20 protein-coding genes are annotated in these 24757 nt (G+C 71.6%); 15 read left to right on the top strand and 5 right to left on the bottom strand.

Translation table 11 applies throughout. The features are described from left to right. The first annotated feature begins 52 nt into the window (after nt 1-52). Entirely contained in the window at nt 53-1021 is a 969-nt protein-coding gene (locus ABZ078_RS03075) for a thiamine-phosphate kinase (RefSeq protein WP_356571029.1), read from the top strand. After that, a complete protein-coding gene (gene thiD / locus ABZ078_RS03070) occupies nt 1018-1809 on the top strand; it encodes a bifunctional hydroxymethylpyrimidine kinase/phosphomethylpyrimidine kinase (protein WP_356571027.1) in 792 nt (263 codons plus the stop codon). The genes ABZ078_RS03075 and thiD overlap by 4 nt, the downstream gene beginning before the upstream one ends. A 98-nt stretch (nt 1810-1907) precedes the next feature. Here the strand turns inward: thiD and rpmB are convergent, their stop codons facing one another. Further along, entirely contained in the window at nt 1908-2093 is a 186-nt protein-coding gene (gene rpmB / locus ABZ078_RS03065; protein ID WP_003993230.1) for a 50S ribosomal protein L28, read from the bottom strand. 257 nt (nt 2094-2350) lie between these two features. Here rpmB and ABZ078_RS03060 point away from each other — a divergent pair, with 257 nt between their 5' ends. Further along, complete coding sequence (locus ABZ078_RS03060; protein ID WP_356571026.1) at nt 2351-4156, top strand: DAK2 domain-containing protein; 1806 nt, start codon at nt 2351-2353, stop codon at nt 4154-4156. 15 nt (nt 4157-4171) lie between these two features. On the opposite strand, the gene ABZ078_RS03055 is transcribed toward ABZ078_RS03060, so the two are convergent. Continuing rightward, on the bottom strand, nt 4172-7264 hold the full coding sequence (locus ABZ078_RS03055; protein ID WP_356571024.1) for a tetratricopeptide repeat protein: 3093 nt from the start codon (nt 7262-7264) through the stop codon (nt 4172-4174). Beyond that, the gene (locus tag ABZ078_RS03050) at nt 7261-9117 is read right to left on the bottom strand and encodes an HSP90 family protein (RefSeq protein ID WP_356571022.1); all 1857 of its coding nucleotides are present in this window, start codon (nt 9115-9117) and stop codon (nt 7261-7263) included. The genes ABZ078_RS03055 and ABZ078_RS03050 overlap by 4 nt, the downstream gene beginning before the upstream one ends. Before the next feature lie 188 nt (nt 9118-9305). Between ABZ078_RS03050 and recG the strand changes: the two genes are divergently transcribed. From recG to mutM, 8 genes are all read left to right on the top strand, one after another. Then, entirely contained in the window at nt 9306-11513 is a 2208-nt protein-coding gene (recG, locus tag ABZ078_RS03045; RefSeq protein WP_356571020.1) for an ATP-dependent DNA helicase RecG, read from the top strand. 79 nt (nt 11514-11592) lie between these two features. Then, nucleotides 11593-12180 (top strand): 16S rRNA (guanine(966)-N(2))-methyltransferase RsmD, encoded by a 588-nt coding sequence (gene rsmD / locus ABZ078_RS03040; protein ID WP_356571018.1) that lies wholly within the window; start codon nt 11593-11595, stop codon nt 12178-12180. 26 nt (nt 12181-12206) lie between these two features. Beyond that, nucleotides 12207-12686, top strand: a complete 480-nt coding sequence (coaD, locus tag ABZ078_RS03035) for a pantetheine-phosphate adenylyltransferase (protein ID WP_356571307.1) — start codon at nt 12207-12209, stop codon at nt 12684-12686. Between the two features lie 58 nt (nt 12687-12744). After that, complete coding sequence (locus ABZ078_RS03030) at nt 12745-13824, top strand: ATP synthase F0 subunit B (RefSeq protein WP_356571016.1); 1080 nt, start codon at nt 12745-12747, stop codon at nt 13822-13824. 138 nt (nt 13825-13962) lie between these two features. Continuing rightward, nucleotides 13963-14607: a YceD family protein gene (locus tag ABZ078_RS03025; protein ID WP_356571014.1), complete on the top strand. Its 645-nt coding sequence runs from the start codon at nt 13963-13965 to the stop codon at nt 14605-14607. 2 nt (nt 14608-14609) lie between these two features. Next, nucleotides 14610-14783, top strand: coding sequence for a 50S ribosomal protein L32 (gene rpmF / locus ABZ078_RS03020; RefSeq protein WP_003951102.1), 174 nt, complete (start codon nt 14610-14612; stop codon nt 14781-14783). Nucleotides 14784-14802: 19 nt separating this feature from the next. Continuing rightward, nucleotides 14803-15597, top strand: a complete 795-nt coding sequence (gene rnc, locus ABZ078_RS03015) for a ribonuclease III (RefSeq protein ID WP_356571305.1) — start codon at nt 14803-14805, stop codon at nt 15595-15597. A 126-nt stretch (nt 15598-15723) separates the two neighbouring features. Continuing rightward, a complete protein-coding gene (gene mutM / locus ABZ078_RS03010) occupies nt 15724-16584 on the top strand; it encodes a bifunctional DNA-formamidopyrimidine glycosylase/DNA-(apurinic or apyrimidinic site) lyase (protein WP_356571012.1) in 861 nt (286 codons plus the stop codon). On the opposite strand, the gene ABZ078_RS03005 is transcribed toward mutM, so the two are convergent. Continuing rightward, a complete protein-coding gene (locus ABZ078_RS03005) occupies nt 16557-16958 on the bottom strand; it encodes a helix-turn-helix domain-containing protein (protein ID WP_356571010.1) in 402 nt (133 codons plus the stop codon). The genes mutM and ABZ078_RS03005 overlap by 28 nt on opposite strands. A 119-nt stretch (nt 16959-17077) precedes the next feature. Next, entirely contained in the window at nt 17078-18223 is a 1146-nt protein-coding gene (locus ABZ078_RS03000) for a CAP domain-containing protein (RefSeq protein ID WP_356571008.1), read from the bottom strand. Between the two features lie 151 nt (nt 18224-18374). Here ABZ078_RS03000 and ABZ078_RS02995 point away from each other — a divergent pair, with 151 nt between their 5' ends. The 4 genes from ABZ078_RS02995 to ABZ078_RS02980 all read left to right on the top strand — a co-directional run bounded on the left by ABZ078_RS02995 (nt 18375) and on the right by ABZ078_RS02980 (nt 24731). Then, the gene (locus ABZ078_RS02995; RefSeq protein ID WP_356571006.1) at nt 18375-18656 is read left to right on the top strand and encodes an acylphosphatase; all 282 of its coding nucleotides are present in this window, start codon (nt 18375-18377) and stop codon (nt 18654-18656) included. Nucleotides 18657-19037: 381 nt separating this feature from the next. Beyond that, complete coding sequence (locus ABZ078_RS02990; RefSeq protein ID WP_031485142.1) at nt 19038-19241, top strand: hypothetical protein; 204 nt, start codon at nt 19038-19040, stop codon at nt 19239-19241. A gap of 263 nt (nt 19242-19504) precedes the next feature. Next, nucleotides 19505-23101 carry a chromosome segregation protein SMC gene (smc, locus tag ABZ078_RS02985; protein WP_356571004.1) on the top strand — a complete coding sequence of 1199 codons (3597 nt, stop codon included), beginning with the start codon at nt 19505-19507 and terminating at the stop codon, nt 23099-23101. A 214-nt stretch (nt 23102-23315) separates the two neighbouring features. Further along, a complete protein-coding gene (locus ABZ078_RS02980; protein WP_356571002.1) occupies nt 23316-24731 on the top strand; it encodes a sugar porter family MFS transporter in 1416 nt (471 codons plus the stop codon). Nucleotides 24732-24757: the final 26 nt, after the last annotated feature.

The raw sequence follows: 24757 nt of genomic DNA, 5'->3' as shown, positions 1-24757 counted from the left end.
CAGTTGTGACGCGCGACCGGGTGCGGACAGGGACAGAAGGGGCGTAAGGGCAATGAAGGGCACTGTTGGTGAGCTCGGTGAGTTCGGGCTCATCAGGGAGCTCACCTCCCGTCTCACCACCACCCCGGCGGTCCGGGTAGGCCCCGGCGACGACGCCGCGGTGGTCGCCGCGCCCGACCGCAGGGTGGTGGCCAGCACCGACATCCTGGTGGAGGGACGGCACTTCCGCCGGGACTGGTCCACGGCCTACGACGTCGGCCGCAAGGCCGCCGCGCAGAACCTCGCGGACATCGCCGCCATGGGCGCCGTGCCGACCGCGCTGCTGCTCGGCCTGGTCGTGCCGGCCGAACTCCCGGTCGCCTGGCCGACCGAGCTGATGGACGGCCTGCGTGACGAGTGCCAGGTCGCGGGCGCCTCGGTGGTCGGCGGGGACGTCGTACGCGGCGACTCGATCATGGTGTCGATCACCGCGCTCGGCGATCTGCGCAACCAGGAGCCCGTGACGCGGGCCGGCGCGCAACCCGGCGACCTCGTCGCGGTGACCGGCTGGCTGGGCTGGTCCGCCGCTGGATACGCCGTGCTCTCCCGTGGTTTCCGCTCGCCGCGCGCCTTCGTGGAGGCGCACCGGCGCCCCGAGCCGCCGTACCACGCCGGTCCGGCCGCCGCGGGGCTCGGCGCGACCGCGATGTGTGACGTCAGCGACGGGCTGATCGCCGACCTCGGGCACATCGCCGAGGCCAGCAAGGTGCGTATCGACATCCGTTCCGGCGCGATCGACATCCCGACCCAGATGAACGACATCGGGCAGGCCGTCGGCGTCGACCCCATGCAGTGGGTGCTGACCGGGGGAGAGGACCACGCGATCGTGGCGACCTTCCCGCCGGACGTGAAGCTGCCGGCCCGCTGGAAGGTCATCGGCGAGGTGCTCAACCCCTCGGCGCTGCCCCAGGTGACGGTCGACGGGGCGCCGTGGACCAAGAAGGGCGGCTGGGACCACTTCGGCGGGGGCATAGAGTCATGATCCCCAACGTCCTCACGGTGGCGGGCTCCGACTCCGGTGGCGGAGCGGGCATCCAGGCCGACCTGAAGACGATGCTCGCGCTCGGCGTGCACGGCATGAGCGTGATCACCGCGGTCACCGCCCAGAACTCCCTCGGTGTGCAGGGCGCCTGGGAGCTTCCCGTGGAGGCCGTGCGGGCGCAGTACCGCAGTGTCGTCGACGACATCGGCGTACAGGCGGTCAAGACCGGGATGCTGGCGTCGGCCGAACTGGTCGACACGGTCGCCGAGTTGATCGGGGGCACGGACGCGCCCGCGGTGGTCGACCCGGTGGGGGTCTCCAAGCACGGGGACGCGCTGCTCGCGGCTTCCGCGCTCGATTCGGTGCGTACGAAGCTGCTGCCGGTCGCGACCGTGGCGACACCCAACCTGGACGAGGTGGCGCAACTGACGGGCGTCCACGTCGAGTGCGAGGAGCAACTGCGGGAGGCCGCGGCGGCCGTTCTGGCGTACGGGCCGCGCTGGGCGCTGATCAAGGGCGGCCATCTGTCCGGGGACGCCGTGGATCTGCTGACCGACGGCTCCGAGGAACACTGGCTGCGGGCACCTCGGTACGACAACCGGCACACGCACGGGACGGGCTGCACGCTGGCCTCCGCGGTCGCCTCAGGGCTCGCGAAGGGGCTGCCGGTGCCGGAGGCGGTGACGGCGGCGAAGGAGTACGTCACCGGGGCGATCAAGGCCGGGTTCGCGCTCGGCGGGGGGATCGGGCCGGTGGATCACGCTTGGCGGCTCCGCGAGGGCGCGTAGCCGTTCAGGTCGTTGTCCGGGCACAGCAAAAAGCCGGTCCACCGAGGTGGACCGGCTTCGTGCGGCGAACCAGCGGTGGCCGCGCGCTCAGCTGAGCGTCAGCGCGAGACCTTGCCGGCCTTGATGCACGAGGTGCAGGCGTTCACGCGCTTCGGCGTCCCGCCGACCACGGTACGCACACGCTGGATGTTCGGGTTCCAGCGGCGGGACGTACGGCGGTGCGAGTGCGAGATGTTGTTGCCGAAGCCCGGCCCCTTGCCGCAGACGTCGCAGTTGGCAGCCACGGGTCACTCCAAAGACTTCAGATGCACTTACGGTTGATCCCGGCATGCCGGGATCAAGATCTAGGATCAGAGATCTGAGTGGCGCTGCCAGGGGGAATGGCCCGATCAGGATCGGGCAACCGGAGCAGCATACAACGACTGCGCCAGTACAACGAAACTACCATGGCTGGTCAGGAGTCCGTCGCCAGCCCTCTTCCGGCCCGCACCGGACCTGGGTCTACGCTGCGTGCCACGTCCAGCAGCTCAGGGAGGCGCAGGTGGCGCAGGTGCCGCAGACATTCTTCGATGCTCTCGCGGTGCGCATCTGGTGCGGTCTCGCGCTGGAGTCGCTCGGTCGCGCGCGTGAGGAGATCGACGCGATCAACGTCTATCCCGTGGCCGACGGGGACACCGGGACGAATCTGTACCTGACCGTGGAATCGGCCGTGGCCGCGGTCGAGGCGGTGTTCGCCGGGTACGAGGTGGATCCCGCACGGAGCTCGGGCCCCTCGCTGGCCGATGCCGTGCGCGCGATGGCACACGGGGCCCTGATCGGGGCCCGGGGGAACTCCGGGACGATCCTCGCGCAGTTGCTGCGGGGCATGGCGCAGGTGCTCGCCGCCGACGGTGAGTCGGCTCACACCGACGGACAGGGCCTGCGGCTGGCTCTGCGGCACGCCGCCGACTCCGCACGCCAGGCGGTGGCCCACCCCGTTGAGGGCACGGTCCTCACGGTCGCCGCCGCGGCGGCCGACGCGGCCACCGGGACCGAGGGCGACTGCGGGACGGTCGCGCGGGCCGCCTACGAGGGGGCGCGGGCGGCGCTCGCCGCGACTCCGGGCCAGCTCGCCGTCCTGGAGCGGGCCGGGGTCGTCGACGCGGGCGGGCGGGGGCTCGTGGCGGTGCTCGCGGCACTGGTGGAGACGTTCACGGGGGAGGCGCCGCGGGGTGGGGTGGCCGCAGCGGTGAGGACGGGGACAGGGGCGGGGACAGGGGCGGGGACAGGGGCGGCCGACGCGGCTCGGGCGTCCGGCGGCAGGGTTCCCGCGCCCACCGTCAGGGCTGCTGGGTCAGGCGGCCCGGCTGGTGCCTCTGGTGGCTCGGCGACCTCCGGTGACGTCGGTGAGTGTGCCGACGGGGCCGTGGGCCCGGAGCAGGGCGGGCCCGCCTTCGAGGTGATCTACCTGCTGGAGGCCGAGGACGCGGCCGTGGCGCGGTTGCGGGCGCGGCTCGACGCCCTCGGGGACTCACTGGTCGTGGTCGGCGGTGACGGGCTGTGGAACGTCCACGTGCACGTCGACGACGCCGGGGCCGCCGTGGAGGCCGGGGTCGAGGCCGGGCGGCCGTACCGGATCCGGATCACCCACTTCGGGGCCGGTGACGTGCACACCACCGGCGGTGAGCGGCCGCCCCGGGAACGGATCCAGCGGGCCGTCGTCGCCGTGGTGCCGGGGGAGGGCCTGGCCGGGCTGTACACCGAGGCCGGGGCCACCACCGTCCTCGCGCGTCCCGGGGAGCCGCCCGTCAGCGGGGAGCTCGTCCAGGCCGTACGGCGTGCCCACGCGCGCGAGGTCGTGCTGCTGCCCAATGACGCCGAGCTGCGCCACACCGCGGCCGCGGCCGCCGAGCAGGCCCGCACGGAGGGCATCCGCGTGGCGCTGATCCCGACGCGCTCCGCGGTCCAGGGCATAGCGGCGCTCGCCGTGCACGAGCCGGAACGCCGTTTCGACGAGGACGTGGTGTCGATGACCTCGGCGGCCGGCGCGACCAGGTACGCCGAGGTCGTCGTCGCCGAGCGGCAGTCCTGGACCATGGCCGGCATCTGCCAGGCCGGTGACGTCCTCGGCCTCATCGACGGCGACGTGGCCGTGATCGGCTCGGACGTCACGGCCACCGCCGAGACCGTGCTCGACCGCATGCTCGCGGCCGGCGGCGAACTCGTCACCCTCGTCCTCGGCGACGAGGCCCCGGAGACGATCGCCGAGCACCTCGAAGCACGCGTGCGTGAGTCCTACCTCGCCGTGGACACGGTGGTGTACCGGGGCGGACGGCAAGGGGCGCTGCTGCTCATCGGCGTGGAGTGACCGGCCGGGCGCGACTCACTCCGCGTCCTGCTCCGCCACCACACGAAGCAACTGCTCGGCCTCCGCCCGCCTCTCCTGTGCCACCCCGTCGTCCCCGTCGTCCCCCTCGTCCCTGTCGTCCGTGTCCTCCGCGTGGTCCGCGTGGTCCGCGTCGGAACCGTCGTACGCCGCGAGCACGGCACGCGCGCGTGCGGCCGCCTGTGCGGGGCGGCCCAGGTCGGCCTCCAGCCGGCCCGCCGCGAGTTCGGCTCCGGTACGGCTGTGCAGGGCGCCGTCGCCCAGGGACGCGAACACCGTGACGGCCTCCGTCATCTGGGACAGCTCCTCCTCCAGCGCGGCCCGGATCGACTCGTCCTGGGAGCCCTGGGAGCCCTGGGAGCCCTGGGAGCCCTGGGAGCCCTGGGAGCCCTGGGCGTCTTGGGAGTCCTCGGTGTCCTGTGCGGCGGAGCGGGCGAGCAGGTCGCCGAACTGCCGGTGGGTGTGGCCGAGTTCCGCGGTGAGCAGTTCCCGGACCTCCTCGTCCGCGGCGGCCGGGCCGTCGAGCGCGACCACGCACTCCCGCACCGCGCCCGCCATCAACTCCCGTGCCGCGTCCGCCCCGTCCCGCGTACGCAGCGCCAGCCACGCGCGGGCGCGCAGGGAGCGGACGAGGCCGTGGACGTTGCCGAGATCGCGCCACAGGCCACCCGCGCGCGCGTACGCCTGATCCGCCTCGGCGAGCAGGCCCGCGTGGCCGAGGGACTCGGCGGCGAGGTGGGCGAGCGTGGCGTGGTCGTGCTGCTCGGGCCAGTGCCGGGCGATCTCGGCGGCCCGCAACCGGCGTTCTGCCGCCGCGCGGTGTTCGCCGAGCTCGCTCAGGCAGTCGCCGAGCCACCACTGGGTCTGCACGACCGCGCCGTCGCCGTGCGTCTCGGCGGTCAGGTCGGGCAGCGCGGACTCCAGCACCTCGGCGGCCTCGGCGAACCGACCCTGACGCAGCAGGAACCCGCCGAGCTGCTGTCGCGCCCACGCGCCCAGCGTGCGGCTCTCGCCCGCCTCGTCGGCCCAGTGCGCCGCCTCCAGGGCGTGTCCGGCGGCCTCCTCGACGAGGCCCCGGCCGCCGAGCACCTCGCCCAGTTGGAGATGCAGCTGGGCCCGACCGGGAGCCTCCAGATGCGGTCCTCCGTGCTCCAGGGCCGCCCGCAGCGCCCGCTCGGCCTCCGCCATGTCGCCGAGATGGTGCGCGAGCCCGGCCAGCCGTGCCTCGTACTCCACCGCGAACCACGGCAGCCCCGCCCCCACGAACCCCGCCGAGGCCCGTGCGAACAGCTCCGCCGCCCTCTCCAGGTCCCCGGCGAGCGCCGCCAGCTCGGCGAGCATCGCCTGCGCCTCCGCGATCCGCGAGACGAGCCGTACGTCGTCACCGGCCCGCCCGTCGACGAGCGCGAGCACCTCCAGCGCGGCGGCTTCGGCGTCGGCCAGGAAGGCGCCCCGCACCGTGTCCTGCATCGCGTCCTCCGCCTCGTGCACCCGCCGCATCAGGATCCGCGCCCGGCTCATCAGCACGGCCGCCGTCTGACGTACGCCCGTGCCGTCCTCGGCGTACAGCGCGAGGACCCGGTCGTACAGCTCGGCGATCGTCGTCAGGGCCGCCGGCACGTCGCCCGCGAGCGCGCGTACGTACGCTCCACGCGCACGTGCCGCCAGCGCCTCACCGGGGTCGCCCGCCTCCGCGTACAGCCCGGCGGCCCGCTCGAACAGGGCGATGCCCTCCGGGCCCAGGTCCATCGCCCGGTGGTCGGCGATCTCCGCCCGGTCGAGAGGGCTCAGTTCCACGCCCTCCGCGGCCCGCGAGACGGCCGCCCATGCCTCCATGGCGTTCGGTCGCAGGGTGTCCGACAGCCGCCGTGCCTCGGCGAGCAGCGCGGGCAGGTCGGGCGGCGTGTCCGCGTCCTCCCGCGTGTTCACCGCGGTCGGCGCGGGCATCGCCACCGCCGCCGGCCGGGCCGGCGTACGCACGCCCAACGGCAGCCGCTCCACCAGCGGCTCCCGCGCCATACGCGCGCGTGCCCGCTCGCTGACGTGCCCCGTGCCGTTGCGCTCGTCGAAGCGCGCGGCCAGGCCGAGGGCCTCCCCGCGCGCGTGGGCGGCGAGTTCGCGAGCGGTCCAGCCGCGGTCCGCCGGGCCGGGCACCCGCTGATCACCCAGCCCGAGCGCGGTCAGGCGGTCCATGAGCAGGGCCACCACCGCCATGAACTCCAGCTTGCTGCGCGGATGCCCGTCGTCCGTGAAGTACGCCGGCCGCTCCGCGAGCAGCTCCAGGGCGCGCGCCTCGTTCCCGGTCAGCGCGCAGAACTCCACGTGGTCCGCGTACGCCCCGCGCATGCTCTCCATCGCCCGTACGAGCCGGAAGCCCCGCAGATGGTGGGCGCGGGCCTCGTCCACGCGGCCCAGGCGCAGCAGCGGCGCCAGGGAGGACGCGAGGACCGTGTGCGGCTCGTGGGCGCACGTGAACTCGCCCTCCAGGACGGGCCGCCACAGCTTGAGCGCCTCCGCGTCCCGGCCCCGCTCGACCTGCCACCACCCCTGCCCGTGCAGTTCGCACGCGTGGCAGTCGGCCATGGCGTCCCGGTCGGCGGCCAGCCACGCGCCGTACGCCCGCTCGGCCCGCGCCACGTCCCCGACATGCGCGGCCACGCTGAACTCGGCACTGCGCACGGCTCGTTCGGAGTGCCCGGCGAGCCGGTAGCGGTGCTCCATCTCGCCGAGCCACTTCTCGATCGAGGAGAGCGGGATGTGCGGCTGGTCGAGCATGCCGGCCGACATCCACTTGAAGACCCAGTGCAGCGAGTGCGCCTCGTACGCGTCGAAGTCCTCGGGCCGCTCGTCCCACATGCGCAGCAGACGCGCGAAGGGGACGAACATCTTGTCCTTCTCGGAGCTGTAGTTGTAGACCTTCAGCTGGTGCCCGAGCGCCTCGATCACGGCGAGCGGGACGTTCAGCTTCTCGGCCTCGGCGAGCAGCTGCTCCGCGCGCGCGTTGCGGGCGGGACCCTCCGGCTGCTCGGCGTTCTCCGCCATCGCCACGCGCAGCGAGTCGAAGTCCGCGATCCCGTCGGTCCCGCTCATCGGCGACCCTCCTCGCCGTTCGTGGCCCATTCCAGCAGACCGATGAAGGCCCGGTTCAGCAGTGCCGAGTCCGCGGGCCTGAGCGGGCGCTGCGCCATCAGCAGCGCCTGTCCGTACAGCGACTCGGTGGCGGTGCCGATCAGCTCCGGATCGCCCAGCGAACCGATCTTCCGGATCAGCGGATTGAGATGGTTGAGCACGAGACGCGCGCGTGGCGCGCTGCCGCGCAGCGAGCCGAGGATGCCCGCCCACAGGTCGTCGGCCTGTTCCTGCGCCTCCGCGCGGGCCTGTTCGTGCCGGGCGGCCCGGTCGTCGAGGTGCAGCGCGGGCACGGACAGGGGATGGAAGGCGCGCAGGACGACATCACAGCCCAGCGGGTCGAGCTTCGCCCGCGCGGCCGCCAGGAAACCCGACAGGGCCAGCTCCTCGGCCGGGTCGACCCCGTCCAGATGGGCGGTCACCGTGTCCGCGTCCAGCTCGGCGACGACCATGCCCGGCCGCACCGACGGCAGCGCTTCCACCAGCTCGCTGTCGTACGTGTAACCGCCGTTGATCACCCCGACGCCCTGCGCGGACGCGATCGGGGCGACCTGCCGGTACTCCTCGACGGTCCGCGTGTAGTGCACCACCGGGTGCCGCTGCGCGAACTCCTCCAGGGACAGCCGCCCGTCGGTCGTCTCGAAGGGCAGCCACGGCAGCATCGTGCGCAGCATCTCCTTGTCGTGCCGCGCGAGGGACTTCACGCCCAGGTGGTGCACGGACAGGAAGGCCGCGAGCCGCTCCGGATCACCGGCCGCCAGCCCGGTCAGCCAGGACCGAATCCTTTCGCCGAGCGCCTCCCGTACGGTCGCGAGCGTCTCGTCCTCGTACAGCGCCTCACGCGAGGCCGTCGGCCGCAGGCTGTCCGTGTCGAGCACGCACCGTACGAAGAACGCCCAGTCCGGCAGCAGCTGTTCGGCCCGCTCGGTCAGCAACATGCCTTTGAGGTGGACGCGATGACCCGCCCGCTGGGCCGGGCTGACCGCCGAGGGAAGGACGTACGCCACGCCCCGGACCCCCGCGAGCGGCACGTCCAGCGCGATCGAGTCCAGCGGGGTGAAGCCGAACAGGTCGTGACAGTGCCGGGCCAGGGCCACCCTGCGGTTGGCGGGGGAGGGGTAGGGCCGGTCCCAGGGCGCGGGCAGGCCGGTGACCTCCTCGCCGCCGACCCGGACGTCGTACGGCAGCAGCGAGCCGAAGTCCCGGGCCAGCGCCAGCACCCGGTCCTCGGCCAGCCACTCGGCGGCCCCGGCCCGCGCCACCAGGTGCACGGTGGTGCCCGGTTCGGGCCGGGCGTCGTCCGGCAGCGTCCGCACGGTGTACGAGCCGTCGTCCGTCGCCGTCCACTCCACGGGCGCCGCGTCCGGCGTACGGGCGCTGCGGCTGACCACCCGGATCCGCTCGGCGACCACGAAACAGGCCAGCAGACCGATGCCGAACTGCCCCAGGAAGTCGGACCGGGCCTCCTGCACCCCCTCGGCACGCTTGGAACTGCGCCCGATGGTCGCGAGGAGGTCGTGCACATCGGTCTCGGTGAGCCCGACACCGGAGTCCTCCACCCGCAGGGCGCCCGACTCGGCGTACAGCCGGACCACGGCGGGCGCGTCCGGCTCCTCGGCGCGTCTGGCGGTGATGGCGTCGACCGCGTTCTGGAGCAGCTCGCGCAGATAGACCTTGGGGCTGGAGTAGAGATGGTGGGAGAGCAGGTCGACCAGACCGCGCAGGTCCACCTGGAACGTATGCGGCGTCCGGGACGGCTGTGGTGATCGGGACTGCTGAGGGGCCTGGGATGACTGTGAGGTCTGGGAGTCCATCGTCGCTGCGCCGGTGGGGGCTTCGCGCGGCGCGGGGTCGGGCGGTCCCGGTGAGGCGGTGACCGCGGAAAGGATGGCCGGAGCGCGCCATCCTAGAGCCGGAACGAGCCGTGTGACCAGGGCTTTCCGGGACGTTTACCATCGGGGCCGCCGCGACGGCTACGGCATTGTCAGTGCCGTGGTGTGGAATGGAACTCGTGCCCGCACTGGAAGAACCACTGAAGAAGGTGCTCGGCCCTGCCACCGCGAAGGTGATGGCCGAGCACCTCGGCCTGCACACCGTCGGCGACCTCCTGCACCACTACCCCCGCAGATACGAGGAGCGCGGCCAGCTCACCCACCTCGCCGACCTCCCCATGGACGAGCACGTCACGGTGGTCGCCATGGTCGCCGACGCCCGCCTGCACACCTTCGCCTCCACCAAGGCCCCGCGCGGCAAGGGGCAGCGCCTCGAAGTGACGATCACGGACGGCAGCGGCCGCCTCCAACTGGTGTTCTTCGGCAACGGCGTCCACAAGCCCCACAAGGAGCTCCTGCCGGGCACCCGCGCGATGTTCGCGGGCAAGGTCTCCCTCTTCAACCGCCGCCTGCAACTGGCGCATCCGGCCTACGAGTTGCTGCGCGGTGACGCGGACGAAACCGTGGAGACCTGGGCGGGTGCCCTGATCCCCCTCTACCCCGCCACCGCCAAGCTGGAGTCCTGGAAGATCGGCAAGGCGGTCCAGACGGTCCTCCCCAGCGTCCAGGAGGCCATCGACCCCCTCCCGGACACCCTCCGCGAGGGCCGCGGCCTGGTCCCCCTCCCCGAGGCCCTCCTCAAGATCCACCGCCCCCACACCAAGGCGGACATCGAGGAGGCCCGCTCCCGCCTCAAGTGGGACGAGGCCTTCGTCCTCCAGGTCGCCCTGGCCCGCCGCCGCCACGCCGACGCCCAACTCCCGGCGGTCGCCCGCAGGCCCAGCCCCGCCGGCCTCCTGTCCGCCTTCGACGACCGCCTTCCCTTCACCCTCACCGAGGGCCAGCAGAAGGTCTCGAAGGAGATCTTCGACGACCTCGCCACCGAACACCCGATGCACCGGCTGCTCCAGGGCGAGGTCGGTTCGGGCAAGACGCTGGTGGCGCTGCGCGCCATGCTCGCCGTCGTCGACGCCGGCGGCCAGGCAGCCATGCTCGCGCCCACCGAAGTGCTGGCCCAGCAGCATCACCGGTCGATCGTCGAGATGATGGGCGAGCTGGCCGAGGGCGGGATGCTGGGCGGGGCCGAGCAGGCCACGAAGGTCGTGCTGCTCACCGGCTCCATGGGAGCCGCCGCCCGCCGCCAGGCACTGCTCGACCTGGTCACCGGGGAAGCCGGGATCGTGATCGGCACGCACGCGTTGATCGAGGACAAGGTGCAGTTCCACGACCTGGGGCTGGTCGTCGTGGACGAACAGCACCGCTTCGGCGTCGAACAGCGCGACGCCCTGCGCGGCAAGGGCAAGCAGCCCCCGCACCTGCTCGTCATGACCGCGACCCCCATCCCGCGCACGGTCGCCATGACGGTCTTCGGCGACCTGGAGACCTCCGTCCTCGACCAGTTGCCCGCCGGCCGCTCGCCGATCGCCAGCCATGTCGTGCCCGCCGCCGACAAGCCCCACTTCCTCGCCCGCGCCTGGGAGCGGGTGCGCGAGGAGGTGGCGAACGGCCATCAGGCGTACGTCGTCTGCCCCCGCATCGGGGACGAGGAGGACGACCCGAAGAAGGCCGGCAAGAAGAAGTCCCCCGAGGACGAGGCGGAGAAGCGCCCACCGCTCGCGGTCCTCGACGTGGCGGACCAGCTCTCCAAGGGCCCGCTCGGCGGCCTCGAGGTGGAGGTCCTGCACGGCCGGATGCACCCCGACGACAAGGACGCCGTGATGCGCCGCTTCGCCGCCGGTGAGACGGACGTCCTGGTCGCCACCACGGTCATCGAGGTCGGCGTGAACGTCCCGAACGCCACCGCGATGGTGATCATGGACGCCGACCGCTTCGGTGTCTCCCAGCTCCACCAGTTGCGCGGCCGCGTCGGCCGTGGCTCGGCGCCCGGCCTCTGCCTCCTGGTCACCGAGATGCCGGAGGCCGGCGAGGCCCGCCGGCGCCTCGACGCGGTCGCCTCCACCCTCGACGGCTTCGAACTCTCCCGCATCGACCTCGAACAGCGCCGCGAGGGCGACGTCCTGGGCCAGGCCCAGTCGGGCGCCCGTTCCTCGCTGCGGGTCCTCGCCGTCATCGAGGACGAGGAGATCATCGCGGAGGCCAGGCAGGAGGCCGCGGCGGTGGTGGCGGCGGACCCCGAGCTGACGGCGCTTCCCGGCCTGCGCACGGCCTTGGACGCCCTCTTGGACGACGAGCGGGAGCAGTACTTGGAAAAGGGGTGAGGGAGAATTCCCCAGGGGCGCGGGGAACTGCGCGACCAGCCACACTGATACCCAAAGCCGCCACGACCAAGGACCCGAGATGACCCGCGTGATCGCCGGCGCAGCCGGCGGACGTCGCCTGGCAGTGCCGCCAGGCACCGGCACCCGCCCCACCTCCGACCGCGCACGCGAAGGTCTCTTCTCCACCTGGCAGTCCCTGCTGGGCGGCCCCCTGAAGGGGGAGCGGGTCCTCGACCTGTACGCCGGCTCCGGCGCGGTCGGCCTGGAGGCGCTCTCCCGCGGCGCCGGCCACACCCTCCTCGTCGAGGCCGACCCCCGAGCCGCCCGCGTGGTCCGTGAGAACGTCAGGAACCTCGGCCTCCCCGGCGCCGAGGTGAGGTCGGGCAAAGCCGAGCAGATCATCCAGTCACCGCCGCCGGCCGAGCCGTACGACATCGTCTTCCTGGACCCGCCGTACCGAGTCTCAGATCACGATCTTCGCGAGATTCTGCTCACACTCCGCTCAGGGGGCTGGCTCGCGCCGGAGGCTCTCGTCACCGTGGAGCGCAGCACCAGAGGCGGCGCATTCAGGTGGCCGGACGGCTTCGAGGCGATCCGGGCCCGTCGCTACGGCGAGGGAACGTTTTGGTACGGTCGCGCCGCCTCTACGTGCGAAGACGCACGATGACCGGACCGGAGAGCGAGGGATCACAAGTGCGCCGCGCCGTATGTCCCGGGTCGTTCGACCCGATCACCAACGGACACCTCGACATCATCGCCCGCGCCTCCAGGCTGTACGACGAGGTCTACGTCGCGGTGATGATCAACAAGGCCAAGAAGGGCCTGTTCGAGGTCGACGAACGGCTCGACCTGATCCGCCAGGTCACGGCCGAGTACGGGAACGTCCGGGTCGAGGCCTTCCACGGCCTCCTCGTCGACTTCTGCAAGCAGCGCGACATCCCGGCCATCGTCAAGGGCCTGCGCGCGGTCAGCGACTTCGACTACGAGCTGCAGATGGCCCAGATGAACAACGGCCTGTCGGGCGTCGAGACGCTCTTCGTCCCGACCAACCCCACCTACAGCTTCCTGTCCTCCTCTCTGGTCAAGGAGGTCGCGACCTGGGGCGGCGACGTCTCCCACCTGGTGCCGCCGGTCGTCCTGGAGGCCCTCAACAAGCGCCTGCGCAAGGACTGATGGGGCTACAGTCGTCCCGTCCGTCTCCATCACAGCTGTAGAGAGTGGCGAGCACACGGTGGACGTGCAGAAGAAGCTCGACGAGATCGTCGCGGCGGTCTCAGGTGCCCGGTCGATGCCCATGTCGGCCTCGTGCGTGGTCAACCGCGCCGAACTTCTCTCGATGCTCGAAGAGGTCCGCGAGGCCCTGCCCGGCTCCCTCGCCCAGGCCCAGGAGCTGATCGGCGGCCGCGAGCAGATGGTCGAGCAGGCCCGCCAGGAGGCCGAGCGGATCATCCAGGGCGCGCACGCCGAGCGCGGCTCGCTGATCTCCGACACCGAGGTCGCCCGCCGCTCCCAGGCCGAGGCCGACCGCATCCTCGCCGAGGCCCGCAAGGAGGCCGAGGAGATCCGCGCGGAGGCCGACGACTACGTCGACTCCAAGCTCGCCAACTTCGAGGTCGTCCTCACCAAGACCCTCGGCTCCGTCGGCCGCGGCCGCGAGAAGCTCCTCGGCACGGGCCCCGGCACCGACGAGCAGGGCTACGAGGACGAGGACGCCCCCGAGCGCAGCCACGACCCCGAGACCCTGCGCCGCACCGCCGACGAGTACGTCGACGTCAAGCTCGGCGCCTTCGAGGCGGTCCTGGCCAAGACCCTGGAGGCCGTCGGCCGCGGCCGCCAGAAGCTGCACGGCCGTATCGCCACCGACGACCTCGGCGCCCTCGCCGACGACACCAGTACCGTCCAGCACTCCAGCGACGCCGACTACCTCGCCGACCTCGCCGCCCTGGCGGAGCGGGACACCCCGGCGGCCCCCGCCGAGCGGGCCGTACCGGAGCGGCAGCAGTACGACCAGCAGGCGGCGCAGCCGGCGTACGGCTACCAGCAGCAGCCGGCGGACCCGTACGGCTACCAGCAGCAGTACGGCGGCCAGCAGGACCCGTACGGCTACCAGCAGGCCGACCCGTACGCCTACCAGGGCTACGACCCCCAGCAGGCCGCCTACGACCCGAACCAGGCCCAGCAGCAGCCGCAGCCGCAGACGCAGCCGCAGCCGTCCGGCCAGGGCTACGCCCTCGACGAGACCAGCCTCTTCGACACCAGCATGATCAGTGCCGAGCAGCTGAGGGCGTACGAGCAGGGGCGCGGCCAGTAGCAGCCACCTGGATTGGGCCGTGAGGGAAAGGTCCAGTATCCTGGCTGTTCGGTCGCGCGTACGTCCGCGATCACCGCTGCCCGCAAGCACCGATGGGCAGTGACCCTCTGAGCTCAGCAGATCGAAAGCAGGAATGGCGTGACAGCCCGCCTCGACCACCGCAACCCTCTCGTGTTCGACACGCACGAGCTGGGTCGGCGGCCCGGTGCGCTGCAGCGCCTGACCCGCACGGTCGACGCTCCCAAGGACTTCGGTATCCAGGGGGTCGTCGGAGTGCCGGAAGGCGCCCCTGTCGAGCTCGAACTCCGACTCGAGTCGGTCATGGAAGGGGTGCTTGTCACAGGCACCGCCCGTGCACAGGCCGAGGGGGAGTGCGTAAGGTGTCTGGAGCCGCTTCAGCTCGACGTCGAAGCGGACTTCCAGGAGATGTTCTCGTACCCTGACGCCGACGACCGGGGCCGCCACCATCACGGTGCGGAACCCGGCGACGACGCCGAGGACGACGAGGACAGGCTCTTTCTCGAGGACGGCCTGTTCGACCTCGAATCCGTGCTGCGTGATGCGGTGGTGCTCGCACTGCCGATGCAGCCGGTGTGCCAGGAAGACTGCCCAGGACTGTGCGCCGAGTGCGGCGCGCGCCTCGCGGACGACCCGGACCACCACCACGACGCCGTCGACATCCGTTGGGCGGCACTGCAGGGACTCGCCGATTCACTCGAAGACGGCGATAAGGACGAGATGAGCGGCGCCGAACCGGGCGTCGACGAGAAGCAGGAGAAGTAGCCGTGGCTGTTCCGAAGCGGAAGATGTCGCGCAGCAACACGCGCCACCGCCGGTCGCAGTGGAAGGCTGCGGTCCCCACCCTGGTTGCGTGCGAGCGCTGCCACGAGCCCAAGCAGCAGCACATCGCGTGCCCGTCGTGCGGCACCTACAACAAGCGCCAGGTCCTCGAGGTCTGAGCGGCTGGTGAGAGGCACTGTGTCCACGCCGAAGAAGAACTCTGCGGACAACCAGGCCTCGTCCCACACGCTGTTGGAAGGGCGGCTCGGGTACAAGCTCGAGTCCGCCCTTCTGGTGCGTGCGCTGACGCACCGCTCCTACGCATACGAGAACGGCGGTCTGCCCACCAACGAGCGCCTGGAGTTCCTCGGGGACTCCGTGCTCGGCCTGGTGGTCACGGACACGCTGTACCGCACCCACCCCGATCTGCCCGAAGGCCAGCTGGCCAAGCTGCGGGCCGCGGTGGTCAACTCGCGTGCGCTGGCGGAGGTCGGCCGCGGGCTCGACCTGGGCGCCTTCATCCGGCTCGGCCGTGGTGAAGAGGGCACGGGCGGCCGGGACAAGGCATCCATCCTCGCCGACACCCTGGAAGCGGTGATCGGCGCCGTCTATCTCGACCAGGGCCTGGACTCGGCGGCGGAGCTGGTCCACCGCCTGTTCGACCCCCTGATCGAGAAGTCCTCCAACCTCGGAGCCGGCCTGGACTGGAAGACGTCCCTCCAGGAGCTCACCGCGATCGAGGGGCTCGGAGTTCCCGAGTACCTGGTCACGGAGACCGGCCCCGACCACGAGAAGACCTTCACTGCTGCCGCCCGCGTCGGAGGCGTCTCGTACGGCACCGGCACCGGCCGCAGCAAGAAGGAGGCGGAGCAGCAGGCCGCGGAATCCGCGTGGCGGTCCATCCGGGCCGCGGCGGACGAGCGTGCCAAGAAGGCCAAGGTGGCAGCGGATGCCACCGAGCCCGAAGCCGACGCCTCGTCGGCCTCCGCCTGACCGAACAGCGCGACCCGAGCGCCCGTACCCCGCCGTGGGGCGGGCGCTCGGTCCATGGAGCGGCCCTACCGGGGTCGCACAGGTGTACAACAGGCCCTGAGGGCCCACGCAGGTGGAGGGGGTCCCATGCCCGAGTTGCCCGAGGTGGAGGTCGTCCGGCGCGGACTGGAGCGGTGGGTCGCCCACCGCACGGTCGCCGACGCCGAGGTGCTGCACCCGCGTGCCGTACGCCGGCACATCGCCGGCTCGGACGACTTCGCGCACCGCCTGAAGGGCCACCGCATCGGCACGCCGAGCCGCCGCGGCAAGTACCTGTGGCTTCCCCTGGCGGACACCGGCCAGTCGATCCTGGCCCACCTCGGCATGAGCGGTCAGCTACTGGTCCAGCCGCACACCGCGCCCGACGAGAAGCACCTCCGGATCCGCGTGCGCTTCGCCGACGCTCTCGACACCGAACTGCGCTTCGTCGACCAACGCACCTTCGGCGGCCTGTCGTTGCACGACACCACCCAGGGCGGCCTGCCCGACGTCATCGCGCACATCGCCCGCGACCCCCTCGACCCGCTTTTCGACGACGAGGGCTTCCACCAGGCTCTGCGCCGCAAGCGCAGCACCATCAAACGGGCCCTGCTCGACCAGTCGTTGATCAGCGGCGTCGGCAACATCTACGCGGACGAGGCCCTGTGGCGCTCCCGCCTCCACTACGACCGTCCGACGGCGACTTTCACCCGCCCGCGCACCCTCGAACTCCTGGGCCATGTGCGGGACGTGATGAACGCCGCCCTCGCGGTGGGCGGCACCAGCTTCGACAGCCTGTACGTCAACGTCAACGGCGAGTCGGGCTACTTCGACCGGTCCCTGGACGCGTACGGCCGTGAAGGGCTGCCGTGCAAGCGGTGCGGTACGCCGATGCGCCGACGGCCCTGGATGAACCGGTCCAGCTACTTCTGCCCGCAGTGTCAGCGGGCGCCGCGCGTCTCGTCGTAGCGCCGGCGTGCCGCGAGCACGTCGTCCATCTGTCCCTCCAGGAAGTGGATGAGGTTCAGCAGCCGCTCGGCGACCCCGCGCCCCAGCGGCGTCAGCTCGTAGTCCACCCGGGGCGGATTGGTCGGCTGGGCGTCGCGGTGCACCAGGCCGTCGCGCTCCAGGGCGTGCAGCGTCTGGGAAAGCATCTTCTCGCTGACACCGTCGACACGGCGGCGCAGCTCGTTGAAGCGCAGCGAGCCCTCGTACAGGGCGCCGAGCGTGAGCCCGCCCCAGCGGCCCGTCACGTGCTCCAGCGTGCCGCGCGAGGGGCAGGCCTTGGCGAACACGTTGTACGGGAGGTCCCGCGCCTCCGTGCGCTCCTGCGTGGTGTCCATACCTCAAGCGTACTTGAGCGCAGCGCTAACCGGCAGGTTGCACTAACTAGAGGTTAGTGCGCCCTCCGGCTCCTCCGGCTGCACCGCCGTCGGCGCAAGAGCGCCGTGCGTGCGTACTGCTAGTAGCCGAAGTCCTGCGTCCACCAGGGCCCGCCGGCGCCGAAGTGCACGCCGACCCCCAGGGTCTTGAAGTCGCAGTTCAGGATGTTGGCCTTGTGGCCCGGGCTGTTCATCCAGGCCTCCATCACCGCTGCCGCGTCGGCCTGGCCGCGGGCTATGTTCTCGCCGCCGAGGTCGGTTATGCCGGCCTTCGCGGCCCGGTCCCAGGGAGACGCCCCGCCAGGGTCGGTATGGTCGAAGAAGCCCCGCTGGGCCATGTCCTCGCTGAACTTCTGGGCGAGGTCGGTGAGCGAGCTGTTCGCGGCGACCGCGCTGCAGCCCACCTGGGCCCGCTCCGCGTTGACGAGCTTGAGCACCTCCGCCGCGGCGGCCGCCTCGGCGGACACCGTCACGGGGGCGCTGGTCTGCTCCTGCTTCTCCGGCTTCTCCGGCGCCTTCGTGGCCGTACGCGAAGGCGCCTTCTCCTTCGGCTTCTCGCTGGGCTTGGCCGGCGGCTTCTTCTGCGGGGTCTTCGTCGGCGCGGCCGAGGAGGTCGACGGGGACGGCGAGGCGGGCCGCTCGACGTCGCGGCTCGGCGGAGCGCCGTCCCCGTGGCTCTCGGCGCTGCCGGACGTGCCGCCCTGCTCGCTCGGCGAGTTGGTGGCGGTATCGGCGGCCCGCACGTTGTCCGGGCCGCTTCCCCCGCCGAGCTGGTAGTTGTCGATCCCCGGCACCACGCCGGTGGCCACCGCGACCGTGCCCAGGGCGACCGCCGCGGAGACACCGAGCAGTCCCGTCTTCACCGGTGCCGCCGCCTTCTTCTTGCGGCGGCGGTGCGAACGGCCCCCGGGCCGCCGGGAGCCGCCGTCGGGCCTGAAGCCGTCACCCCGGAAGGCCGCGGTCGCCGCCGTGTCGCCGCTGGGGAAGGTCGTCGGGTCGGTGATCCGGTCGTGGTCCTGGTCCGTGGCGAAGAGGTAGGCGTCGCTCTTGGCGTAGACCTCCGCGTACGCCTCCGGGTTGAGGTAGGGCGCGATGCCCAGCGTGGGGCGGTCGTCCGGATGCGAGTCCAGAGGGTCGTGGCTCTGCGTGGAGCCGTCCGTATGCGTGACCCCCGTGGCGCGGCCCGTGGCGGCGCGGCCGGCGGCGGAGCGTCGGTGGCGTCCCATGTCCTGGCCTTCCTCGTCCGTGCGGTCTCGACGTCCTCACAGAACTCACACGATCGAGTGAGTTTCATATGAGATTCATGGGTGGGGACGGTACCGCATGGCGCCAGGGGACGAAGTGCCCGAAGAGACATCGGCCCGTTAGGTTGCACCCATGAGCGACGATGTTCGGTTGGTCGCCTGGGTGCGTGGACGCGTCCAAGGCGTGGGTTTTCGCTGGTTCACGCGGGCCAAGGCGCTCGAGATCGGCGGACTGAGTGGTTTTGCTCTCAATTTGGACGACGGCCGGGTCCAGGTGGTCGCGGAGGGCCCGCGGTCGGGTTGCGAAGGGCTCCTGGACTGGCTCCAGGGGGACGACACGCCCGGGCGGGTTGACGGTGTCACCGAGATCTGGGACACACCTCGCGGGGGTTACGACGGCTTCGCCGTCCGCTGAGTCGATTCTGTAAAGCGGCCCCGGTGGGAGCGGAGGAACCTGCCACCGGCAACTGCCCCGAGCAGAAATGAGCAGGTGGTTGCCAAGAACGGCGCGTAGTGGCAGGCTCCGCACGTAAGGATGATCGCCACGCCCCGAGGGGCCCGCAGGAGTCGCCGCACCGCCGCTTCCCGGCCGTGCGCCCCCGGGTTTCCCACCGATACGGGGCGTGATCGTGTTGACCGTCAAACTTTTTGGTGAGACGCTGAAAGCCCCGCGCACCTTAGCTGTTTGGCATGGCTGAACGGCAGCACAACTCCAGGCCTGCCAAGCACCGCGGGTGCGAATCCCTCACGACCCACACCGCATCGGTCGGTCACTCAGTGTGGAGGACCATCCATCATGGCAAAGGCGCTTCTCGGTTACGTCGGCGGCTCCGACCCTCGACTCCTCGCCGAGATGCGACGGCTCCAGCAGCGCGTCCAGGACCTGGAATCCGAGCTCGTACGGATCCAGGCGGAGAAGGACGCTCTGCAGGCTGCCGCTTCTCACGACAGGATCATGGAGAGCATCGACGCACACCAGGCGGAGCCTGCGCTCACCTGATCACTGCATCGCTCCACGACAGCACACGCAGTGGTTGGGCCGCCCGTATCAACCGCTAAGTTCAACCGCCAGGTTGTCAGACGGCCGCCGTATCAGCCGTCAGAAGTTTGCAAGGGACGCTTCGGCGTCCCTTCTTTCTTGGCCCCCGGTTACTGCCCCGCGCATCCTTTCACCCTCTTTAACGTTTGGTGTGCCCTGCGCGTTCAGCGGTGAAACCGTGCGTTCATGGAGCGAGACATCCCCGGCGGGTAGAGTCCAGCGGCGTGCACCTCAAGGCCCTGACCCTCCGAGGGTTCAAGTCGTTCGCATCGGCGACCACGCTCCGGTTCGAGCCGGGCATCACGTGCGTCGTCGGACCGAACGGTTCGGGCAAGTCCAACGTCGTGGACGCGCTCAGCTGGGTCATGGGCGAGCAGGGCGCCAAGTCGCTGCGCGGCGGCAAGATGGAGGACGTCATCTTCGCCGGCACCACCGGCCGTCCGCCACTTGGCCGTGCCGAGGTTTCGCTGACCATCGACAACTCCGATGGCGCACTGCCCATCGAGTACGCCGAGGTCACCATCACGCGGATCATGTTCCGCAACGGCGGCAGCGAGTACCAGATCAACGGCGACACCTGCCGCCTCCTCGACATCCAGGAGCTGCTGTCCGACTCCGGCATCGGCCGCGAGATGCACGTCATCGTCGGCCAGGGCCAGCTCGACTCCGTCCTGCACGCCGACCCCATGGGTCGCCGCGCCTTCATCGAGGAGGCCGCCGGCGTCCTCAAGCACCGCAAGCGCAAGGAGAAGGCGCTGCGCAAGCTGGACGCGATGCAGGCCAACCTCGCGCGCGTGCAGGACCTGACCGACGAGCTCAGGAGGCAGCTCAAGCCCCTCGGCCGCCAGGCCGCGGTCGCGCGGCGGGCCGCGGTCATCCAGGCCGACCTGCGCGACGCCCGGCTCCGCCTCCTCGCCGACGATCTCGTACGGCTCCGGGAGGCGCTCCAGGCCGAGGTCGCCGACGAGGCCGCGCTGAAGGAGCGCAAGGAAGCCGCCGAGCAGGAGCTGAGGAAGGCCCTCCAGCGCGAGGCACTCCTGGAGGACGAGGTACGCCGGCTCACGCCACGCCTCCAGCGGGCCCAGCAGACCTGGTACGAGCTGTCCCAGCTCGCGGAGCGCGTGCGCGGCACGATCTCGCTGGCCGACGCGCGCGTGAAGAGCGCGACTTCCGCGCCGCCGGAGGAGCGCCGGGGCCGCGACCCCGAGGACATGGAGCGCGAGGCCGCCCGGATCCGGGAGCAGGAGGCCGAGCTGGAGGCGGCCCTGGAGGCGGCCGAGCGGGCCCTGGAGGACACGGTCGCCCACCGGGCCGAGCTGGAACGCGAGCTCGCCCTCGAGGAGCGCCGGCTGAAGGACGTCGCCCGCGCGATCGCCGACCGGCGCGAGGGCCTCGCCCGGCTGAACGGCCAGGTCAACGCCGCCCGCTCGCGGGCCGCCGCCGCACAGGCCGAGATCGACCGCCTGGCCGCCGCCCGTGACGAGGCCCAGGAGCGGGCCTTCGCCGCGCAGGAGGAGTACGAGGCCCTGAAGGCCGAGGTCGACGGCCTCGACGCCGGCGACGCGGATCTCGCCGAGCAGCACGAGGCGGCCAAACGGCAGCTCACGGAGGCGGAGGCCGCCCTCACGGCGGCCCGCGAGGCGGCCACGTCGGCGGAACGCAGGCGTGCCGCGACGCAGGCCCGGCACGAGGCGCTGGCGCTGGGCCTGCGCCGCAAGGACGGCACGGGGATACTGCTCGGCGCGCAGGACCGCCTCACGGGGTTGCTGGGCCCGGCCGCGGAGCTGCTGACGGTGACCTCGGGTTACGAGGTGCCCTTGGCGGCCGCGTTCGGAGCGGCCGCGGACGCGATCGCCGTGACCACACCGTCCGCCGCGGCCGACGCGATCCGGCTGTTGCGCAAGCAGGACGGCGGCCGAGCGGCGCTGCTGCCGGCGGGGGCGCCGGAGGAGCCGGGGACCGAAGCCCGGGGCGGCCCGTCCGGCGTCGAGGCGTCCGGTGAGCGGCCCGGCTCCGGCAGCCCGCCCTTCGCGGCGGACCTGGTCCGCGGCCCCGCCGAGCTCATGCCCGCCGTACGCCGCCTCCTGCGCGGCATCGTCGTCGTCGGCACCCTAGAGGACGCCGAGGAGCTCGTCTACGCCCGGCCCGACCTCACCGCCGTGACCGCCGAGGGCGACCTGCTCGGCGCGCACTTCGCGCACGGGGGCTCCGCCGGGGCGCCGAGCCTGCTCGAAGTGCGGGCCTCCGTGGACGAGGCCGCCGCCGAGCTGGAGGAGCTGGCCGTGCGGTGCGAGGAGCTCACCGAGGCGCAGCGCGTGGCCGTCGAGCGGCGCAAGGAGTGTGCCGCGCTGGTGGAGGAGCTGGGGGAGCGGCGCAGGGCCGCCGACCGGGAGAAGTCGGCCGTCGCGCAGCAGCTCGGCCGGCTCGCCGGGCAGGCGCGCGGTGCCGCCGGTGAGGCCGAGCGGTCCGTTGCCGCCGCCGCCCGCGCGCAGGAGGCGCTCGACAAGGCCCTCCAGGACGTCGAGGAGCTGGCCGAGCGGCTCGCCGTCGCCGAGGAGATGCCGGTCGACGAGGAACCCGACACCTCGGCGCGGGACCGTCTCGCCGCCGATGGCGCCAACGCGCGGCAGACCGAGATGGAGGCCCGGCTCCAGGTCCGTACGCACGAGGAGCGGGTCAAGGGGCTGGCCGGACGTGCCGACTCCCTCGACCGGGCCGCCCGCGCCGAACGCGAGGCACGCGCGCGTGCCGAGCAGCGGCGGGCCCGGCTGCGCCACGAGGCGGCCGTCGCGGAAGCCGTCGCCTCGGGCGCGCGCCAGCTCCTCGCGCACGTCGAGGTCTCCCTCGCCCGCGCCGACGAGGAGCGCACCGCCGCCGAGGCCGCCAAGGCCCGCCGGGAACAGGAGCTGGCCCAGGCCCGCCACGCGGGTCGCGATCTCAAGGCCGAGCTCGACAAGCTGACCGACTCCGTCCACCGCGGCGAGGTCCTCGGCGCCGAGAAGCGGTTGCGGATCGAGCAGCTGGAGACCAAGGCGCTGGAGGAGCTGGGCGTGGAACCCGCCGGGCTCGTCTCCGAGTACGGCCCCCACCAGCCGGTACCGCCCTCCCTGCCCGCCGAGGGCGAGCAGCTTCCCGATGACCCCGAGCACCCGCGCAACCAGCCCAGGCCGTTCGTGCGGGCCGAGCAGGAGAAGCGGCTCAAGGCGGCCGAGCGGGCCTACCAGCAGCTCGGCAAGGTCAACCCGCTGGCGCTGGAGGAGTTCGCCGCGCTGGAGGAACGGCACAAGTTCCTCAGCGAGCAGCTGGAGGACCTGAAGAAGACCCGTGCCGATCTGCTCCAGGTCGTCAAGGAGGTCGACGAGCGCGTCGAGCAGGTCTTCACCGAGGCCTACCGGGACACGGCCCGGGAGTTCGAGGGCGTCTTCAGCCGGCTGTTCCCCGGTGGTGAGGGGCGGCTGATCCTGACCGATCCCGACAACATGCTCACCACCGGCGTGGACGTCGAGGCCCGCCCGCCCGGCAAGAAGGTCAAGCGGCTCAGCCTGCTCTCCGGCGGCGAACGGTCGCTGACGGCCGTGGCGCTGCTGGTGTCGATCTTCAAGGCCCGGCCGAGCCCGTTCTACGTCATGGACGAGGTCGAGGCCGCCCTCGACGACACCAACCTGCAGCGCCTGATCCGCATCATGCAGGAGCTGCAGGAAGCCTCGCAGCTGATCGTGATCACGCACCAGAAGCGCACGATGGAGGTCGCCGACGCGCTGTACGGCGTCTCCATGCAGGGCGACGGCGTGTCGAAGGTCATCAGCCAGCGCCTTCGCTGACGGCAAGGTCTCCGTCGATCACTTCATCCAGTTACCGTTCACTTCAAGAAGTGAACATGCATCCCTCAGTCGCGTCTTCAAACTCACAGCTGCCCACCTATTGACTTCGATACTTGAAGGAATAGTCTCTGCAACGTTGTTTTTACCTTCAGGTATCACTACTTGGAGCGGCTGACCCCCACCCGGCAGCGTTGCCGGCGCCCGAGGAGTACACGTGACCAGCACAGCGCAGGCACCCACGTCAGGAGCCAGGACGGCCCATCCCGAACATCTCGGGCACGTCGTCTTCATCACCGCGGCGGCCGCCATGGGCGGCTTCCTCTTCGGCTACGACAGCTCGGTGATCAACGGGGCCAACGGCGGTATCCAGGGCCGGTTCGACCTCAGCTCCGGCGCCACCGGCACCGTCGCCGCCTGCGCCCTGCTCGGCAGCGCCGTGGGTGCCGCGGTCGCCGGTCGCACAGCCGACCGCGTCGGCCGTATCCGCGTCATGCAGATCGCGGCCGTGCTGTTCGCCGTGAGCGCCGTCGGCTCGGGTCTGCCGTTCGCCGCGTGGGACCTCGCCGCCTGGCGCGTCCTCGGCGGCATCGCCATCGGCATGGCCTCGGTCATCGGCCCGGCCTACATCGCCGAGGTCGCCCCGCCCGCCTACCGCGGCCGTCTCGCCTCGTTCCAGCAGGCCGCCATCGTCATCGGCATCGCCGTCTCCCAGCTCGTCAACTGGGCCATCCTGAACATGGCCGACGGCGAGGAGCGAGGCACGGTCGCGGGCCTGGAGGCCTGGCAGTGGATGCTCGGCGTGATGCTCGTGCCCGCGATCGTCTACGGGCTGCTGTCGTTCGCCATCCCCGAGTCCCCGCGCTACCTGATCAGCGTCGGCCGTATCGACGACGCGAAGAAGGTCCTCGCCGACGTCGAGGGCGACGTGGACCTCGACAGCCGGGTCGCCGAGATCGAGCAGGCCATGCACAGCGACCACAAGTCCACCTTCAAGGACCTGCTGGGCGGCCGGTTCGGTCTGCTGCCGATCGTGTGGATCGGCATCGGCCTCTCCGTCTTCCAGCAGCTGGTCGGCATCAACGTCATCTTCTACTACTCGAACCTGCTGTGGCAGTCCGTCGGCGTCGACCCGTCGAGCTCGTTCTTCTACTCGTTCGAGACCTCGATCATCAACATCGTCGGCACCGTGATCGCGATGATCTTCGTCGACCGCATCGGCCGCAAGCCGCTCGCCCTCATCGGCTCCGTCGGCATGGGCGTCTCCCTCGCCGCGGCGGCCTGGTCCTTCTCCTTCCAGAACGGCAACGACCCGCTGCCGACCGCGCAGGGATACGTGGCGCTGATCGCCGCCAACGCCTTCGTCCTCTTCTTCGCCCTGTCCTGGGGCGTGGTCGTCTGGGTCATGCTCGGCGAGGTCTTCCCGAACAAGATCCGCGCCGCCGCGCTGGGCGTGGCCGCCTCGGCCCAGTGGATCGCCAACTGGGTGATCACGATCACCTTCCCGGACCTGTCGGACTGGAACCTGTCGCTCACCTACGTCATGTACGCGGTGTTCGCCTTCCTCTCCATCCCCTTCATCCTCAAGTTCGTGCCCGAGACCAAGGGCAAGAAGCTGGAGGAGATGGGCTGACCGGCCCTGCGAACCCGGGGAGAAGG

It is taken from the genome of Streptomyces sp. NPDC006385 (assembly GCF_040612485.1).
In the GTDB taxonomy this organism is placed as follows: domain Bacteria; phylum Actinomycetota; class Actinomycetes; order Streptomycetales; family Streptomycetaceae; genus Streptomyces.
The sequence above is the reverse complement of the archived record's forward strand: the minus strand, read 5'-3'. Positions and strand labels throughout refer to the sequence as shown.